This is a genomic window from Sulfuricella sp. T08, from assembly GCF_000971475.1.
Lineage (GTDB): Bacteria > Pseudomonadota > Gammaproteobacteria > Burkholderiales > Sulfuricellaceae > Sulfuricella.
The window spans coordinates 122,308-139,830 of the sequence record NZ_DF967544.1; the positions used below are offsets into that span (position 1 = coordinate 122,308).

General features: G+C 58.9%; 14 protein-coding genes and 1 riboswitch. Of the genes, 9 read left to right on the top strand and 5 right to left on the bottom strand.

Annotated elements, in window-relative coordinates:
* Window positions 1-51: 51 nt before the first annotated feature.
* Together SCT_RS11635 and ubiE are read right to left on the bottom strand one after the other, a co-directional pair.
* Window positions 52-915, bottom strand: a complete 864-nt coding sequence (locus tag SCT_RS11635) for a Tim44 domain-containing protein (RefSeq protein WP_059423177.1) — start codon at window positions 913-915, stop codon at window positions 52-54.
* A 43-nt stretch (window positions 916-958) separates the two neighbouring features.
* Window positions 959-1,693, bottom strand: coding sequence for a bifunctional demethylmenaquinone methyltransferase/2-methoxy-6-polyprenyl-1,4-benzoquinol methylase UbiE (ubiE, locus tag SCT_RS11640; protein ID WP_059423178.1), 735 nt, complete (start codon window positions 1,691-1,693; stop codon window positions 959-961).
* A 173-nt stretch (window positions 1,694-1,866) separates the two neighbouring features.
* Between ubiE and phoB the strand changes: the two genes are divergently transcribed.
* Complete coding sequence (gene phoB / locus SCT_RS11645; RefSeq protein WP_059423180.1) at window positions 1,867-2,562, top strand: phosphate regulon transcriptional regulator PhoB; 696 nt, start codon at window positions 1,867-1,869, stop codon at window positions 2,560-2,562.
* A gap of 108 nt (window positions 2,563-2,670) precedes the next feature.
* Entirely contained in the window at window positions 2,671-3,981 is a 1,311-nt protein-coding gene (phoR, locus tag SCT_RS11650) for a phosphate regulon sensor histidine kinase PhoR (RefSeq protein WP_059423182.1), read from the top strand.
* A gap of 20 nt (window positions 3,982-4,001) precedes the next feature.
* Here phoR and SCT_RS11655 read toward each other — a convergent pair whose 3' ends face one another.
* From SCT_RS11655 to SCT_RS11665, 3 genes are read right to left on the bottom strand one after another with little or no spacing between them, the layout of a single operon-like run.
* Complete coding sequence (locus tag SCT_RS11655; protein WP_059423184.1) at window positions 4,002-5,630, bottom strand: hypothetical protein; 1,629 nt, start codon at window positions 5,628-5,630, stop codon at window positions 4,002-4,004.
* A 20-nt stretch (window positions 5,631-5,650) separates the two neighbouring features.
* On the bottom strand, window positions 5,651-6,067 hold the full coding sequence (locus SCT_RS11660; protein ID WP_059423187.1) for an HIT family protein: 417 nt from the start codon (window positions 6,065-6,067) through the stop codon (window positions 5,651-5,653).
* Between the two features lie 11 nt (window positions 6,068-6,078).
* Window positions 6,079-9,900, bottom strand: a complete 3,822-nt coding sequence (locus tag SCT_RS11665) for a DUF3683 domain-containing protein (RefSeq protein ID WP_059423189.1) — start codon at window positions 9,898-9,900, stop codon at window positions 6,079-6,081.
* Between the two features lie 702 nt (window positions 9,901-10,602).
* A riboswitch (guanidine-I (ykkC/yxkD leader) is annotated at window positions 10,603-10,708 on the top strand.
* Window positions 10,709-10,769: 61 nt separating this feature from the next.
* On the opposite strand from SCT_RS11665, the gene SCT_RS11670 reads away from it, so the two are divergent.
* Genes SCT_RS11670 through SCT_RS11700 form a run of 7 tightly spaced genes read left to right on the top strand, consistent with a single transcriptional unit; the run spans window position 10,770 to window position 17,488 of the window.
* Window positions 10,770-11,753, top strand: coding sequence for an ABC transporter substrate-binding protein (locus tag SCT_RS11670; RefSeq protein WP_371257743.1), 984 nt, complete (start codon window positions 10,770-10,772; stop codon window positions 11,751-11,753).
* 30 nt (window positions 11,754-11,783) lie between these two features.
* A complete protein-coding gene (locus SCT_RS11675; RefSeq protein WP_059423193.1) occupies window positions 11,784-12,752 on the top strand; it encodes an ABC transporter permease in 969 nt (322 codons plus the stop codon).
* Between the two features lie 25 nt (window positions 12,753-12,777).
* Complete coding sequence (locus SCT_RS11680) at window positions 12,778-13,692, top strand: ABC transporter ATP-binding protein (protein WP_059423195.1); 915 nt, start codon at window positions 12,778-12,780, stop codon at window positions 13,690-13,692.
* Between the two features lie 10 nt (window positions 13,693-13,702).
* On the top strand, window positions 13,703-14,464 hold the full coding sequence (locus SCT_RS11685; protein ID WP_082098321.1) for a creatininase family protein: 762 nt from the start codon (window positions 13,703-13,705) through the stop codon (window positions 14,462-14,464).
* 50 nt (window positions 14,465-14,514) lie between these two features.
* The gene (glnT, locus tag SCT_RS11690; protein WP_082098322.1) at window positions 14,515-15,981 is read left to right on the top strand and encodes a type III glutamate--ammonia ligase; all 1,467 of its coding nucleotides are present in this window, start codon (window positions 14,515-14,517) and stop codon (window positions 15,979-15,981) included.
* Window positions 15,982-16,005: 24 nt separating this feature from the next.
* Entirely contained in the window at window positions 16,006-16,824 is an 819-nt protein-coding gene (locus SCT_RS11695) for an urea amidolyase associated protein UAAP1 (RefSeq protein ID WP_082098323.1), read from the top strand.
* A gap of 10 nt (window positions 16,825-16,834) precedes the next feature.
* Window positions 16,835-17,488: an urea amidolyase associated protein UAAP2 gene (locus SCT_RS11700; RefSeq protein ID WP_059423199.1), complete on the top strand. Its 654-nt coding sequence runs from the start codon at window positions 16,835-16,837 to the stop codon at window positions 17,486-17,488.
* Window positions 17,489-17,523: the final 35 nt, after the last annotated feature.

Genomic DNA, 17,523 nt, shown 5'->3' on the forward strand with positions numbered 1-17,523 from the left:
CTTTCTCGTTTGCCTCCTCTCCCGCCTGCGGGAGAGGATTGAGGAGAGGGGTTAAACCTGCTGTATGCCCGAGATGAACCAGGTGGCGTTGGGCAGCGACTGGGATTTCTGGATGTGCCAGATTTCGCTGAAGGCTTCAGCCGGGCCGTTGACTTCTTCGCGGATCATGCCGGAGTAGCGCACGCTGGCGATCACCAGGTCGCCTTCAGTGACCACATCGGCGATGTCGGCGTTGAGGGTGACCACTTCAGTTTTATTTACCCGGCCGTTGCGTTCCTGAATTTGCATACTGATTTCGGCATACATTTCCGGCGTGACGTACTCGCGGATGTCGTTGATGTCGCCGCGGTCGTTGGCATCCTGCAGGCGGAGGAACTGCTTCTTGGCTTCGCGCAGGAAGGGTTCGTCCTCGAACCAGGCTGGACGCGTGCTGCTTGCCTGCATCGCTGCGGCGGGCACGGAAGAACCGCTAAGCGTAGCAGAACCGTTAGGCGCGGCCATGTCGGTCACGGCAGTCCGTTCCGTGTGGCCGGCGTACTGCACCGGCTGCGGCTGTGGCTTCTTCAGCATGCGGAAAATGAAGAATGCGCCGCCAACCAGAGCGAGGATCATCAGGATATTGCCCATGCCACCAGCAAGGCCGCCCATGCCGCCGCCCATGAACATGGAGGCGAGCAAGCCGCCCGCTGCCAAACCTGCCAGGGGTCCGAGCCATTTGTTGCCGCCAGCCGGGGCCGGCGCCGGCGCCGCTGCAGGGGCTTGCGCCGGCTTTGGCGGCGTTGCCGTCTGCTGGGATGTGGTCGAGCGCTGCTTGCCGATACTGCTGCCGCCACCCAGGCGCCTGGCGTCGGCATCATGGGCGGTCAGGCCGAAGCTGATCAGCGCAACGAAAAACAGGGTGAAAAATTTGCTCATGGAAACCTCTTGTAATTTGGCTGTTAGCTGAAAGGTTATTTTCTTAAAACTTGAAGCCTTTGTGCAGGGCGACAACGCCCGCGCTCAGGTTAAAATATTCGACACGCTCGAAGCCCGCTTGTTCCATCATCTGCTTCAGCTCTTCCTGTCCGGGGTGCATGCGGATGGATTCGGCGAGGTAGCGGTAGCTCTCTTCGTCGTCCGCCACCAGCTTGCCCATCACCGGCAGCGCCTTGAATGAATAGACATCATACAGGGGTTGCAGCGGTTTCCATATTTTGGAGAATTCCAGCACCAGGAGTCGCCCGCCGGGGCGCAGGACGCGATACATCTCCTTCAGCGCTGCATCCTTGTGGGTCATGTTGCGCAGGCCGAAGGCGACGGTGACACAGTCAAAATGGTTGCTAGGGAACGGCAGCTTTTCGCCGTCGCACTGTGCCGCCAGGGGAACGATGCCATCGTCCAGCAGCCGGTCGCGGCCGACCCCGAGCATCGAGCTGTTGATATCGGTGAGGATTACCTGTCCGCTGTTGCCGACGCGCTTGGCGAAGGCGCGTGCCAAGTCGCCGCTGCCGCCGGCGATGTCGAGTACCCGGCTGCCCTCCCGGGTGCCGCTTTGTTCGATGGTGAAATGCTTCCACAGCCGGTGCAGCCCGGCCGACATCAGATCGTTCATCAGGTCGTAGCGCTCTGCCACGGAATGAAACACTTCCGCGACCTTCTTCGCCTTTTGCGATTCCTCGACGGTCTGAAAACCGAAATGGGTGGTTTTTTCCATGCTGTTCAGGGGGCGCGGCTTGTTAATTGTAAAGTGGAAATCATAACCGACTTAAGGTAAAACATAAACCGGCCTGAGGCAAGTCACGACGGTCGCCGATTTTTTGTCATCAAACTGTCATAATGGCGACATAATATCTGCAATTTTATTCGATCGGTTACGCAGGAATATCTATGTCGGCAATGATACTGGTGGTGGAAGACGAGCCCGCGATTCGGGAACTGGTGGTGCTCAATCTGCAACAGGCAGGGCATCGCCCCATGGTCGCCGATAGCGCCGAGCAGGCGCTGGCCTTGGTGCGCGAGTCGCTGCCCGACATGATTCTGCTCGACTGGATGCTTCCGGGCATGAGCGGGGTGGAGTTGGCCCGGCGTCTCAAGGCCGACAGCCGTACCCGGGGCGTGCCTATCATCATGCTGACGGCGCGGGGCGATGAGCAGGACAAGATCACCGGCCTGGAAACCGGCGCCGATGACTACATCACCAAGCCATTCAGCCCGCGCGAGATGAACGCCCGCATCAAGGCGGTGCTGCGCCGCCGTGCGCCGCAAATGGCGGGCGATGCGGTGGAAGTGACAGGCTTGCGCCTCGACCCTGCGACGCACCGGGTAACCGGCAACGACAGGCCGATCGAACTGGGACCGACGGAATTCCGCCTGCTGCATTTCCTCATGGCCCATCCCGAGCGGGTGTATTCCCGGGCGCAACTGCTCGACCAGGTTTGGGGTAACCATGTGTTTGTCGAAGACCGCACGGTTGACGTACATATCCGCCGTTTGCGCTGTGCGCTCGAAGTGACCGGGCACGACGGCCTGGTCCAGACCGTGCGGGGCTCCGGCTACCGGTTGTCGGTGCATCCCGAGGGATGACGCGTTTTAAGTTGTCAGCACGAAGTTTTTACTGAAAACTGACGGCTGATAACTGAAAACTCATCTAAAATACCCTCGTTCCCATGTTCAGATTCCACACCATCCCTCATGCTTAGTTTCTGGTGGCGCTCATTAATGACGCTAGGCCTGATGGCGGTCGCTCCGCTCGTCCTGTGGGCGGCGGTCGGCGCGGTTCCAGCCTTGATCCTGATGGTCATCCTGCTGTTGTTTTACCTTCTTCATCATTTGCGCAATCTGAACGCACTGGATGGCTGGTTGTGCAAGCCCGATGTCGGAACGGTGCCGCACGGATCCGGGCTGTGGGAAGAAGCCTTTTCCGTGCTTTACCAGCTGGAGCGGCGGCAATCCGATAGCCAGCACAATCTTTCCAATGCGCTGGAGCGTTTCCAGCAGGCTGGCGAGGCGATGCCAGACGGCGTCGTGATGATGAACAGCAGCGGCCAGATCGAGTGGTGCAATCCGGTGGCCGAGACGCAGTTCGGCATCAATCTCGAGCGCGACCGCGGGCAGTGGATGACCTATCTGATCCGACAGGCCCAGTTTACCGATTACCTGGCGGCGCAGAACTATCGCGAACCGCTGATATTCAAATCCACCCGCAACCGCGAACTGGTGCTGTCGATTCAGTTGATCCCTTTTGGAGACGAACAGAAGCTCCTGATCAGCCGTGACATTACCCAGATCGAACGGGTCGAGACCATGCGCCGCGATTTCGTCGCCAACGTTTCCCATGAACTGAGCACGCCGCTGACAGTTGTTGGCGGCTTTCTCGAAACGCTGGTGGACATGGAGCATCTGGACGAAACCCAGACCCGGCACTACCTGAACCTGATGTTCGACCAGACCAACCGCATGCAGCATCTGGTCAAGGATCTGTTAATGCTGTCGAAGCTGGAAAGCACCCATACTGCCCATCGGGAAGAAAAAGTCGACGTGCCACGCCTGCTGCGGGATCTGTTGAGAGATGCCCTTTCCTTGAGCGCTGGACGGCATCGGCTGCGGCTTAACCTGGCTTCGGAGTGCTGGCTACTGGGCAACGAGGACGAATTGCGCAGCGCCTTTGGCAACTTGGTCAGCAATGCCATTCGGTACACGCCGGACGGTGGCGAGATCGTGCTGCAATGGGAAGAGTGGGAGGGGGAAGGAGTATTCAGCGTGCAGGATAGTGGTGTCGGGATCGAGCCGCAACACATACCGCGTCTCACCGAGCGTTTTTACCGGGTGGACCGCAGTCGCTCGCGTGAAACCGGCGGAACCGGCCTGGGACTGGCTATCGCAAAGCATGCCCTGACACGCCATCAAGCTCGGCTCGAAATCGAAAGCACGCCGGGCAAGGGCAGTACCTTCAGCGCCTGTTTTCCAGCGCGACGTTTAATTGCTGGCGAAGCGACCAATTAAGAGATTGTGGAAAATAGCGCTTACCGATCTGGCGTAACCCTGACAAACCCCACCCGTTCATAATCGCTGCCTTTTTCAATCAGGCTGTTCAGCTTGACGGTCATGGACTCTTCGCCGGTACGGATTTCCACCAGTCTGCCCGGAGCGAACCAGCCTGGCGGCAGCACCAGGCTGGTGGTTTCTTTCAGCACAGGCATGTCCGGGAGCAGAAAGGCCTGGACGAACTTGCTGGTGGCGTTCGTCATCAGCGACACTGGACGTACTGCGATGGCGAGTGGTGCGCCGGGCAGGACACGAACGCCGATATTAAGCCCATCGCTCGAGGGAAAGATCAGCCATTTTATAACGCCCAGCGCATAGGTGTTGCTGTCTGCCGGACGTATGGCGATGGGCTGTTTCAGGCTGCTGCGTATGCCACCCTTGTCTGACCGGGCCAGGCGGAAGCCGAGCGCGCCTTCATCCTGAATCTGCCAGGTTTCCAGACCGAATCCCAGCTGTGAAATATTCATTTTTTCCGTCTGATCGCTGATGCGGCCAAAGAATTGCAGATCCTCGATTTCGCGCTTGCTGAGCTTTTCTGTTTCACCCGGCTGCTTGAAAGGTTTTTCTCCGCCCAGGAAAAAGTGGATTGCCGCCATGCCGAGCGCGACTTGCGCCTTGTCCGCACCCGGCCGACGGGTAAAGTTCCTGCGTTTCGGCGCGGCCTCGCACCAGTGCTGGTAGAGTACGGTCAGCAGGGCTTCGCAGTCGGGCTGCACGCAGTCTTCGCCCAGTCCCAGCGCGAAGGGATCTTCATTCTTTCTGAGCCGCTTGATGCGCCGGCGGAAAGAGCTGGCGAGCCGTTCGGTGTCGAGATAGCGAGGGTTGGCCAGTTTCACGTCATCGCGCACAACGACGGGAGGCGCTGACGAGGCGAGATCCACTCCAATCAGAGACAATGAAGAATCTTTCGGCGGAGTGGTAGTGATCGTTACGCGCCCCCCCCATTTGTCCAGCCACCTGTCTACCAATAAGAGCTGTTTAGACGACAAACGGTAAGGGTCGGCCAGGTGGGTGAGCAGAATCTGGGCATAGGAGGCCGCGCAGGTGGCGCTATCGGTTTGCTTGTTCAGGCTGTCTCTCACCGCATCCATGGCGTATCCCCGCTGTTCGGCGAGAGCATACAACTCGTGCGCCTGTTGCCACAAGCGCTTATCGACTTCGCGGTAGATGCGGTAATATTCCAACAACTGCAGGCCCGTGTAGCGCAGGCAACGCTGGGTGATCAGGGCGGAGTGCGCGGCGACGCTGGAATCACCTTCCAGGCAGGCCTGGAGGGAAAGTCGGTAGGCTGCGCCCAGCGCAGCCCAAAGACCGACTACGCTATTCCAGTTATTGAGCTGGACGATCTCGAGTGGCAGGGGCTTGCCGAGGTATTTCCTGGCCATCTCCAGCTGTACAAAGGCGATCGGCTCACGCAGCAGCTCGCTGATCTTGAGACGTTCCAGGGGAGTGAAGGAAGTCCGGTTGAGCAACTCCATCTGGGCGGTGAGGGCGGCGTGTGCCAAGGGTGCATTGGTCAGCGGCAGCGTTTTCAGCCATTGCTTGCAGGTAATGGCGTCGCTGAACTGGGGCGATAGCGCCGGTTCAGGAAGCACAGGTGAGTTCATGGAAGCCTCCTTAGATTCGATCAGCCTGAGGCGGGATGCATTGCCTCATGGATTACAGTACGCAAGCCTTCCGCCAGATTCTCGGGCGTTGCTGGCTGCGCATCACGCTGCATTTCACCCCAGATCGGGCTGGGGAAATGCCGGTCGCCACGCCAGCGCGGAATAACGTGCCAGTGGAGATGCGGAGTCAGGTTTCCCAGGCTGGCCAGATTGATTTTGTCCGGTTGCAGCATCTGCCGAACCGCACTCTCCACTACGAATACCACATCCATCAGGTGCCGGCGCTCCACTACTGGCAGGTCGGTCATCTCCTTGACATGGTTCATCCAGATGACGCGACAGAAGCCGGGGTAGTCACGATCTTCGACCAGCACCACTCGGCACAGTGCATCCTGCCACAGGGGTGTTCCGCCCACATTTTCACACAGCTCGCACATGAATGGCTTGTCTACAGCAACACCCGTTCGATACCACCGTTGTTCGCATTGGTGATGTAGTCTTCCATCCAGGTCGACCCGAGAAGATGCCGCGCCATTTCCACTACGATGTAATCGGCCTCAATGCCCGTATCATCATTGTAGCGGTGTAATCCCTGCAAACAAGAGGGGCAAGATGTCAATAATTTAATCTTCGGGTTTTCATCAGACCCGGTTTCCCGGTTTATTTCGGCTGCTACCTTAATGATTTCCTCCTGCTTGCGGGAGCGGATCTGGGTGGAGATGTCGGGCCGCGTTACTGCCAGCGTGCCGGATTCGCCGCAGCAGCGGTCGGACAACTTGACGCCGCCGCCGAGCAGATCATTGGCTACCTTGAGCGGGTTGTAGGTCTTCATCGGGGTGTGGCAGGGGTCGTGGTACATGTAGCGTGTACCAGTCACGCCTTCCAGTTTCAGCCCTTTTTCCATCAGGTATTCGTGTATGTCGAGCAGGCGGCAGCCGGGAAAGATCTTGTCGAACTGGTATTTCAGCAGCTGATCCATGCAGGTGCCGCAGGACACGATCACGGTCTTGATGTCGAGGTAGTTCAGGGTATTGGCGACGCGGTGGAACAGCACGCGGTTGGCGGTGGTGATGGCCTGTCCCTTGTCGTCGTTGCCGGCCGAGGTCTGCGGGTAGCCGCAGCACAGGTAACCCGGCGGCAGCACGGTCTGCGCGCCGAGATGAAACAGCATTGCCTGGGTGGCGAGCCCCACTTGGCCGAACAGCCGTTCCGAACCGCAACCGGGGAAGTAGAACACCGCATCGGAATCCTCGTTGAGCTTGGCGGGGTCACGGATCACCGGCACGATGGCGGCATCTTCCAATCCGAGCAGGGCGCGCGAGGTTTTCTTCGGCAGGTTGCCCGGCATCGGCTTGTTGATCATGTGGATGATCTGCGCCTTGAGCGGAGGCTTGCCGACGGTGGCGGGCGGGTTCCGGGTCTGTCCGCCGATCAGGCCGAAGCGCTTCGCCAGCTGGTAACCCAGGCGCTGTGCGGCGTAGCCCCACTCGATCATGACTTTGCGGATTGCTTTGATGGTGGTCGGATCGGTCGCGTTGAGGAACAGCATCGCGGCGTAGCTGCCGGGATTGAATTTCTTCTTGCCCTGCTTGCGCAGAAAGTTGCGCATGGCGATCGAGACGTTGCCGAAATCGATGTCCACCGGACAGGGAGCGAGGCATTTGTGACAGACCGTGCAATGGTCGGCAACGTCGTTGAATTCGTCGAAATGCTTGAGGGAAATCCCGCGCCGGGTCTGCTCCTCGTACAGAAAGGCCTCGATTAGCAGGCTGGTGGCGAGGATCTTGTTGCGCGGGCTGTACAGCAGGTTGGCGCGCGGGATATGGGTATTGCACACCGGTTTGCACTTGCCGCAGCGCAGGCAGTCCTTGATCGAGTCGGCAATCTCGCCAATCTCGCTCTGCTCCATGATCAGCGATTCGACTTCGAGCAGGCTGAAGCTGGGAGTGTATGCATTGCGCAGGTCTGCCCCCGGCAGCAGCTTGCCGCGGTTGAAATGGCCATTCGGGTCGACTTTGGCCATGTAGGCGGCGAAGGTTGCTATCGCCTCGGGCTCGAGGAACTCCAGCTTGGTGATGCCGATGCCGTGTTCGCCCGAAATCACCCCGCCCAGATCGATGGCCAGCCGCATGATGCGCGCCACCGCCTGATTCGCTGCCTGAAGCATCTCGTAATCATCGGAGTTGACCGGGATGTTGGTATGCACGTTGCCGTCGCCGGCATGCATGTGCAGCGCCACGAACACCCTGCTCTTCAGTACTTTCTGGTGGATAGCATCGCAGCGCTCCAGGATCGGCAGGTACTCGCGCCCGGTAAAAATGCGGTGCAACTCGGCGCGCACTTCCTTTTTCCATGAGATACGCAGGGTGTGATCCTGCAGCGCATGGAAAACGGATTCGAGTTCGGGATTGGGCGCCTCCGGCTCGAAACCGGAGCCGGCGTAGGGTGCGTCCAGGTTTTCCAGCAGCCACTGCCAACGCTTGCGGGTGTCGCGCAGCAGCGCCAGGGCGGTTTCACGCCGTGTGACTAGCAGTTCGGCGTCAGGCAGCGCTTCTTCGTCGCGGTGCAGCGGCAGATCGCCGCGAATGAATTCTTCCAGCGCATCCAGCAGCTTGAGCTTGTTGCGTGTCGAAAGCTCGATATTGATGCGCTCGACGCCATCGCTGTAATCCGCCAGGCGCGGCAGGGGAATGACCACATCTTCGTTGATCTTGAAGGCATTGGTATGGGTGGCGATGGCGGCAGTGCGGGCACGATCGAGCCAGAATTTTTTGCGGGCTTCGTCGCTGACCGCGATGAAGCCTTCGCCGCCGCGGGCGTTGGCGAGCCGTACGATGTGCGATGCCGCTTCGCCCACTGCGGCTTCGTCGTCGCTGGCGATATCGGCCAGCAGCAACATTTTCGGACGTTCCGCCCGGTTTGCCTTGGTGGCGTAGCCGACCGCCTTGATGTAGCGTTCGTCGAGATGCTCCAGTCCGGCCAGTATGGTTAGAGGGTGGGCATCCAGATAGCTCTTGATCTCGACGATGGCCGGCACGGCCCGGTGTAGCTGGCCGAAGAATTCCAGGCACACGGTGCGGATGTGTTTGGGCATGGTGTGCAGGATGAAACGAGCCGAGGTGATGATGCCGTCGCAGCCCTCCTTCTGAATGCCAGGCAAGCCGGAGAGGAACTTGTCGGTAACATCCTTGCCCAGCCCGGTTTTGCGAAAATGACTGCCGGGAATCTCGAGGATCTCTTCGGGTTTGGCGGATTTGCCGTCCGCACCGAGGCGGTTGATGCGAAAGCGCGCTGTTTCGACGTCGTGGATCTTGCCGAGGTTGTGGTCGAGGCGGGTAATCTCCAGCCAGTTGCCATCGGGGTCGACCATCCGCCACGAGGCCAGGTTGTCGAGCGCGGTACCCCACAAGACCGCCTTCTTGCCACCTGCATTCATGGCCACATTGCCGCCGATGCAGCAGGCATCCGCCGAGGTCGGGTCGACTGCGAATACATGGCCGGCGTCATCCGCCGCCTCCATCACGCGCCGAGTGACGACGCCCGCGCCGCAACGGATGGTGGGCACGGGTTCCGCCACGCCGGGCAGACTAAGCATTTCCACGCCGTTGTGGTAGTCGAGTTTCTCGGTGTTGATCACCGCCGACATTTTGTCGAGCGGCACTGCGCCGCCGGTGTAGCCGGTGCCGCCGCCACGCGGGATCAGGGTCAGGCCGAGCTTGATGCAGGCGCGCACCAGCGGCGCGATTTCATCCTCGGTGTCGGGGTTGAGCACGACGAAGGGATATTCGACGCGCCAGTCGGTGGCGTCGGTGACGTGCGACACCCTCGCCAGGCCATCGAACTGGATATTGTCGCGGCGGGTGTGGGGCAGCAGCAGCTTCAGCACCTTGCGGCGCAGGCGCGCGGTATGCTCGAAATCCGTTTCGAATGTATCAACCGCACGGGCTGTGCGTGCTAGCAGCTGCCTGACTGCCTCGTTGTCCTGGCGGCGCGCCTCGATTGCCCGCAGGCGATGGCGTAGCGCCTCGACCAGCGCCTTGCGGCGCTTGATGTTGGCGAGCAGATCGTCCTGCAGGTAGGGGTTGCGCGAAACCACCCAGATGTCGCCGAGCACTTCGAATAGCATGCGCGCCGAGCGTCCGGTCTTGCGTTCGGCGCGCAGCGTGTTGAGGATTTCCCAGGCTTCCTCGCCGAGCAGGCGAATGATGATTTCGCGGTCGGAAAACGAGGTGTAGTTGTAAGGAATTTCTCTGAGGCGTGCTGTCGTCATGGTCGGTCAGTGCTGCCGTAAAGGGCAAATTCTAGCGCAATTCTGGGTTGAAGTCTTATGTCTGACCAATGCGCTGTAACCGGGTTCACTGAGTGCCCACAAAAGACAGGTCAGCCACAGAGGACACAGAGGGGAACTAAAAGTAGGCGTCTCCAGGCGACAATCGGTTTTAGTAAGCTGACCCTGGGTCTGCATGCCGGCCATCAGAAAGTCAATAACTGCTCCGCATGCAGCTATAGCGACTACAAATCCAGATTGAACAAGGAACTACCGAAAGAATTCTTTGGCCTGAACGGTCGGCCTAGCGTATAGCGATACCAATGCCAACAAAGAAGCGTGGACGATCCGGGGACAATTACCTCGTTAACAAGGCATGGATCCTGTCAGTTAACAAAACCTTCTAAAGCCATTGATCTCTTACGGACCGCCAGTCGTTTCGCCATTCAGAAGGACTCACTCATGAAACTGGTCACTACAATCAACGCACCATTTGGGTAGGGGTGGTGTCAACCGCCATTTTATGACTCATCAGAATTCTGCTGCACATATTTGGTGCAATTTGATACGGTATGCACCACTTTTGCATGAACCCGTTCCAGTCAGACTCCTAATGTGTCTATATCTATATGATTTACATAAATTGACAAGGCTGGCACGGTAAATGCTCTTACTTCTAAACAGAGAGGTGCAGCTTTCACTGCATTTTATGGCGGCTAGGGTTCCGATCCCATTCAGGGATGTCTGGTCCGAGAGCTGCCAGGCCCGCGCTGTTGGTCGGGCTCCACGGAGGGATAAAAGCCCGGGAGGTCGCGCTCAGTAGTCGCTGCGCCCTCTCGATTGTTTTTAACTTTCCAGAAGGAGCTATGACTATGAACCTCAAACATTTTCTCGGGCATTCACTCGCCGCAATTACACTTTCTGTCGGTCTGCTAAGTAGCGCCCACGCAGCACAGCCTTTGAAGATCGGTTACAGCGATTGGCCTGGCTGGGTGGCATGGCAGGTGGCAATCGACAAGAATTGGTTCAAGGAAGCGGGCGTTGCTGTCAATTTCGAGTGGTTCGACTATTCGGCATCGATGGACGCTTTCGCTGCCGGCAAGATTGACGCAGTAACCATGACCAACGGTGATGCTCTGGTAACCGGAGCCAGCGGGGGCAAAAGCGTGATGATCATGTTGACCGACTACTCCAACGGCAACGACATGATCGTTGCCAAGCCCGGTATAAAAAGCCTGAAGGATCTCAAGGGCAAAAAAGTGTCAGTCGAAGTCGGCCTGGTAGAACATCTGTTACTGTTGAACGGGCTGAAGAAGGCCGGCATGAAGGAGTCTGACGTCACCTTGGTCAACGCCAAGACCAACGAGATGCCGCAAATGCTGGCGTCTGCCGACGTGTCTGCGATTGGCGCATGGCAGCCTGTTGCCGGGCAAGCGATGACGGCGTTTCCCGGTGCTCGCCCGATCTACACTTCTGCTGACGAACCCGGTCTGATCTACGATGTGCTCGCAGTGAACCCGACCAGCGCCAAGGCCAATCGCGCCGAGTGGCTCAAGGTCGTTAAGGTGTGGGATCGCGTGGTCAAGTACATCAACGACCCGAAAACCCAGCCAGATGCGGTCAAGATCATGGCGGCCCGTGTCGGCATCACGCCGGAAGCCTATTTGCCGCTACTGAAAGGCACCAAGCTGCTGGATCTCAGCGAAGGCAAGAAAATTTACGTCAAGGCTGCAGGCTTCAAATCCCTGTATGGATCGTCCAAAACGGCGGATGACTTCAACGTCAAGAATGCGGTTTACAAGACAGCCCAAGACCTCAACAGCTACATTGACCCTTCCTTCACCAACGCCAAGTAATTGTTTCTCTCAAGAGCAAACGGAGCAAGAATGAGCAAGATATCCAAATGGTTTGCGGTGCGTGCCGAGTTGGCTTCACGCAAGCGCACACTCCTCGGGATCGGCTCGTTCCTGCTGCCTTTGCTGGTTTGGAGCATCATCAGCTACACCCCCTTCATCTGGCATCCGAAGATTCAGGTCGAGGATCCAGGTGGAGTGGATTATTTCCAGGTCGGCATGCTGGTCGACAAGTCGGTATTCCAGGACGAATTCACCAGCATGCAGGCGCAAAAACTGGCCCTGCCGCGCGGCGAGCCAGCCAACCCAATCTACCTGCCGGCACCACATCAGGTAGCCAAGGCTTGCTATACGGCATTCACCACGGCGCCAGAGCAGAAGGACTTGCCCTGGCTGCATGAAAGCCTGTGGCACAGCATCCAGGTGATATTCTGGGGATTCGTGATCTCTTCGATAGTTGGCGTTCCACTCGGCATTCTCGCAGGTACTTACGCCGCCCTTGGCCGCCTCAGCGAGCCCTTCGTTGAATTCTTCCGCTACCTGCCGGCACCCGCTTTCGGTGCCTTGGCGGTGGCAGTGCTGGGCATCTATGACGGCCCCAAGATCGCCATCATCGTCATCGGCACCTTCTTCCAGCAGGTGCTGATTATTGCCAACACCACACGTAAACTCGACGCCACCATCATTGAGGCGGCGCTGACCTTGGGCACGCGGCGTCTTCAACTGCTGACGCGGGTGGTGGTGCCGGGAATCATGCCCGACCTGTTTCGTGACCTGCGCATCCTGCTTGGCTGGGCTTGGACCTACCTGATCGTCGCGGAGCTGATCGGCACCAGCACCGGCATCACCTGGTTCATTACCCAGCAAGCCCGCTACCAGCATTTCGACAAGGTCTACGCGGCCATCATGATCATCGGCATCATTGGCTTCGGCACGGACCTGGTGTTGGCCAGGCTCGAACGCCATCTGTTCCCATGGGACCGCGGCTTGCGCCGGACCTAGAGCGCAAGTACGAAAGGACACATCAATGAACCGTGAACATAATCTTCCCGACTACCTGCAGCAATCGGAAGTCGTACGCGCTCGTTTTGACAGCCTCAAGCAACGTGAAAAGATTCTCGAAGTGCGTCATCTCGGCAAGCGCTACACCTCGACCCAGGGCGAGGTGGAAGCGTTACGCGACGTCAGCTTCAGTGTGCACCGGCGCGAATTCGTCTGCGTGATCGGACCCTCCGGCTGCGGCAAGTCCACGTTGATCCGCATCCTTGCCGGGCTGGAAAACCATAACGCAGGAGATGTGCTGCTCGACGGCAAGCCGGTCGCCGGCCCTGGGTACGACCGCGGCATGGTGTTTCAGGGCTATTCCCTGTTCCCCTGGCTGACAGTCAAGAAAAACGTGATGTTCGGCCCGGAAGTGAATGGCAGAGGCCGTTACGAGGCGGAACGGGATGCCTTGATGTGGCTCGATTTGGTGGGGCTTACAAAGTTCGCGGACAACTATCCCCATCAACTCTCCGGCGGCATGCGCCAGCGCGTCGCTATCGCCCGGGCGCTGGTCAACGAGCCGCGCATACTACTCATGGACGAGCCCTTCGGTGCACTGGACGCACAGACCAGGGTAAAGATGCAGACGCACCTGATCGACATCTGGAGAAACATCGACATCACCATGCTCTTCATCACCCACGATCTGGATGAAGCAATCTTTCTCGCCGACCGCATTCTGGTACTCAAGGCGCATCCGGGCGAAGTGCAGGAACTGATCGAGGTGCCCGTTCCACGGCCGCGCACACCTGCGCAGTTCATGTCGCCGGAATTCCGTGCCACCAAGGCGCGCCTGGAAGAGCTGATCCACCCTGCCCCGCTTCCAGAGACCGAGGAAGAGCTAGCGGTCAAACCGCACATGATTCGCTTCACCAATGTGGCCGACAATGTTGAATAAGGAAACGCCCATGCGCTGGTCCGAGCTAACCTGGTCAGAAATTCCTGCGGTGCTGGCCAAGGCTGGACAGGCCGCCATCCTGCCGGTGGGCGCCACCGAGCAGCATGGCCCCCACCTTGGCTGCGGCGTGGATACCGTGATCGCGGAGGACCTATGTGCTGCCGTATCCGCCGGTACCGGCGTGCCGATGCTGCCCACGCTGCCTTATGGCTGCTCCCTCGGGCATAGCCGGCGCTGGCCTGGGACCCTAGCCTTGCAGCCGGTCACCTTGATCGAACTGGTCAAACAGATCGGTGACTGGGCTTATCACAGCGGCATCCGCCGTCTGTTCATCGTCAATGCCCACGTAACCAACGCGGCACCGCTGCGTTGCGCCCTGGAGATGTTGCGCGCCGAGCACGATGACCTGATGGTAGCGGTGCTGAATACTGCCACCATCAGCGAACGGGTGCGCCACTTCCATTTCGCCGATGCGGACGACTGGCACGCCAATGATGCCGAAACTTCCCTGATGCTTGCCATTGCCCCGCAAGTGGTTCGCCCTGACAGACTGGCGCAGGTGGACGACCCTGACCGCACCGGCGGTTGCATCTTCGCTCATCCGGTAAACCGCACTAGCCTGAATGGCGTCACCGGCAGCCCGAGCCTCGCCAGCGCCGACAAGGGCAAGCTCTGGTTCGACTGGCTGGTGGAAGACCTCAGCGCGCTGATTCTCAATGGGATCAGTGAAACTCCACCATTGAGCCACTCTTATTTCGGAGACAGTGCCTGAACACTGCCCCCACCAACCCCAACGCATGACTCAAACAACAAGGAACTGCCATGAACTCAACTGAAGAAATCGCCGTATTGGAAAAAAAGCTGTCCGATCTGGGAGTACAACCATCCCCCGGTCAGCCTGTTCCCGGCATCAAGGGAACAACCGTAAGCTACTCGGCGGATGAAGTCGCCCGCCTGCAGAAGGAATTATCCGACAAGGGCGTGAAATACTGCATCGGCGCCTACGTGGATATTCACGGCGTGCCCAAGGCCAAGGTTGTGCCCATCCACCATCTGGGGCATATGGCCAAGGGATCGGAACGCTATACCGGCTATGCGCTGGATGGCCTCGGCCAGGCACCCAACGACGACGAAATCACCTCGGTACCGGATTTCAGCCGCCTCATCCAGTTACCCTGGGAGCCGAAAATCGCCTGGATACCCGCCGACAATCACTTTCAGGGCAAGCCCTATGCGCTGAACACCCGTGTCGCGCTGCAGAACCAGTTAGCCAAGGCGGCGGAAATGGGCTTTGGTCTGAATCTCGGCATCGAGTGCGAAATCTTTCTGCTACGGCAGAACGAGGACGGCAGCCTTACGGTGCCCGATGCCGAGGACAAGTTGACCAAGTCCTGCTACGACGTGCGCGGCTTCACCAACAGCTTCAGCTGGCTGGACAAGATGGCCAGCGCCATCAACGGCCTGGGCTGGGACCTGTATTCCTTCGACCACGAAGACGCCAATGGCCAATTCGAGTTCGATTTCAACTACGCCGACGCCCTCACCACCTGCGACCGACTCACCTTTTTCCGCTTCATGGCCAAGCACTACGCCAAGGAGGAAGGCCTGCTCGCCACCATGATGCCCAAGCCCTTTGCCGACAAGACCGGCAATGGCGCTCATTTCAACATGTCGCTCTACGACCTGGATGGTGGAAGCAACCTGTTCGCTTGCGACCCCAAGGACGATCCGCGCGGCATCGGCCTCACCCCGCTAGGCTACAGCTTCATCGCCGGCATTCTCAAGCACGGCCGCGCTTTGTGCGCCGTGTTTGCGCCGACCGTCAACAGCTATAAACGACTTGTGCGGCGCGGCGCGATGAGCTACTTCTCATGGGCGCCGGTGTTCAATTCCTACGGCTCCAACAACCGCACCAATTCGGTACGCGTTCCTGCCGGCGGTGGCCGCTGCGAATCGCGCAATGCCGACGGCGCAGTGAATCCCTACCTCGCCGCCACGCTGGTGCTGGCTGCCGGCCTCGAGGGTATTCGCGAGCAACTGGATCCGGGCAACCCCAACGAAGACAACCTGTACGCCATCAGCGACGACGAGCGGCGCGCCCGCGGTATCGAATTCCTGCCGCAGACATTGCAGGAAGCAGTGGCAGACTTCGCAGCGGATCCTCTGGTGGCAAGCGCGCTCGGCAAGGAGCTGCGCGACGAGTTCATCCGCTACAAGACCGAGGAATGGGAGACATACCACCTTTCCGTCAGCAAATGGGAAGTGGAACGCTATAGCTACATGTTCTAAGAGACAGATTGCCAAGGAACCACCATGGAAAAACTCGACATGACAATAACTGATCCTCTATCCAACCCGCCACTGGCCGACCCGGTCGACACGCCGCCCCACTGGCGCCGCTTCGCCCCAGATCTGGCGGAAGACAAAGTGCTGTTCTCCGAACTGGTGCCCGGCGGCGGGCATTGGTCTTACTCGCTGCCGCGCGGTACGACCCTGCGTATGACCGCCTTGGAGAATGGCGCCAACCTGAGCCTGGTGCTGTATTCAGCGCGGGAAAAACTGGAACGCTACAACATGCCCGACTCACTCAAGGCTCAGCACACTGCCCACTACACCCGGGGCCATGTATTGATGAGCGACATGGGCCGGTCCATGGCATCCATCACCGCCGACAGCCTGGGCTGGCACGACTCACTCGGGCTGCTGCTGGACAGTCGGCTGCTGCATGAGAAATACGGCGATCACTCCTACCAGAACCACCGCAACGGCATGTACCGCTCGGGCCGTGACGGCCTGCTGATCGAGATCGGCAAGTATGGTCTGGCCAAGCGCGACCTGGTAGCGCCGGTGAATTTTTTCTCCAAGGTCAGCGTCGATGAGGAAGGTCGCTTCAACTTCGTGCCTGATCATGCCAAAGTCGGTGACTACGTCGACCTGCGCATGGACATGGACGTTCTAGTCGCCTTCTCCACCGCGCCGCATCCGCTTAACCCGTCGACGACTTATTCGGCAAAGAAGGTTGGCCTGGCCGCATGGCGTTCCGGCCCAGCGGGCAAGGACGATTATTGCCGCCATTTCCGCCCAGAGAACGCGCGCGCCATTCATAACGCCGACATGCTCTACCTGGTTTAGGAGACAGGACATGACCGCTACCGCCATACGTATCCAGGAAAGCAATTTGAATCCGGCTACTGCCGTGCTTGATCATACGCTGTCTGCTGGCGAACCTTACCTGCTGGAAATTCAGCAGGGGCAGACGCTGCGCATCATCGATGTGGCAGGCAATCAGGCCGTCGACGTAATCTTCTACAACCGTAACGATGGTGCCGAGCACTATAGCGCGACGCAAACCCTGCTCCGTCAGGGCGGCATCTATCTGACTACAGGTTCGGTTCTCTACAGCGACGATGGCAACCCCATGCTCACCATCGTCGCCGACACCTGCGGTCGGCACGACACCCTCGGTGGAGCCTGCGCCGCCGAAAGCAACATGGTTCGCTATGCTCTGCAGAAAAAGTTCATGCACAGTTGCCGCGACAACTACTTGTCCGTGCTACAGCATGCCGACATCGGTTTGGGCAAGCGTGATCTGGTGCCCAACGTAAATTTTTTCATGAACGTGCCGGTCACCGCCGACGGTGAATTGACGTTTGCCGATGGTGTGTCGGCGCCGGGCAAATACGTCGAGCTGCGCGCCGAGATGGATCTGTGGATGCTGGTCTCGAATTGTCCCCAGCTCAACAACCCCTGCAACGCCTACAACCCAACACCAGCCAGGTTTTTGTTGTGGGAGTAATACCAACCCATCGCGGGACGACCCGCGATGTCGCA

Coding starts and splice junctions, on each gene's coding strand:
- SCT_RS11635 (WP_059423177.1), bottom strand. CDS start 915: ATGAGCAAATTTTTCACCCTGTTTTTCGTTGCGCTGATCAGCTTCGGC.
- ubiE (WP_059423178.1), bottom strand. CDS start 1,693: ATGGAAAAAACCACCCATTTCGGTTTTCAGACCGTCGAGGAATCGCAA.
- phoB (WP_059423180.1), top strand. CDS start 1,867: ATGTCGGCAATGATACTGGTGGTGGAAGACGAGCCCGCGATTCGGGAA.
- phoR (WP_059423182.1), top strand. CDS start 2,671: ATGCTTAGTTTCTGGTGGCGCTCATTAATGACGCTAGGCCTGATGGCG.
- SCT_RS11655 (WP_059423184.1), bottom strand. CDS start 5,630: ATGAACTCACCTGTGCTTCCTGAACCGGCGCTATCGCCCCAGTTCAGC.
- SCT_RS11660 (WP_059423187.1), bottom strand. CDS start 6,067: ATGTGCGAGCTGTGTGAAAATGTGGGCGGAACACCCCTGTGGCAGGAT.
- SCT_RS11665 (WP_059423189.1), bottom strand. CDS start 9,900: ATGACGACAGCACGCCTCAGAGAAATTCCTTACAACTACACCTCGTTT.
- SCT_RS11670 (WP_371257743.1), top strand. CDS start 10,770: ATGAACCTCAAACATTTTCTCGGGCATTCACTCGCCGCAATTACACTT.
- SCT_RS11675 (WP_059423193.1), top strand. CDS start 11,784: ATGAGCAAGATATCCAAATGGTTTGCGGTGCGTGCCGAGTTGGCTTCA.
- SCT_RS11680 (WP_059423195.1), top strand. CDS start 12,778: ATGAACCGTGAACATAATCTTCCCGACTACCTGCAGCAATCGGAAGTC.
- SCT_RS11685 (WP_082098321.1), top strand. CDS start 13,703: ATGCGCTGGTCCGAGCTAACCTGGTCAGAAATTCCTGCGGTGCTGGCC.
- glnT (WP_082098322.1), top strand. CDS start 14,515: ATGAACTCAACTGAAGAAATCGCCGTATTGGAAAAAAAGCTGTCCGAT.
- SCT_RS11695 (WP_082098323.1), top strand. CDS start 16,006: ATGGAAAAACTCGACATGACAATAACTGATCCTCTATCCAACCCGCCA.
- SCT_RS11700 (WP_059423199.1), top strand. CDS start 16,835: ATGACCGCTACCGCCATACGTATCCAGGAAAGCAATTTGAATCCGGCT.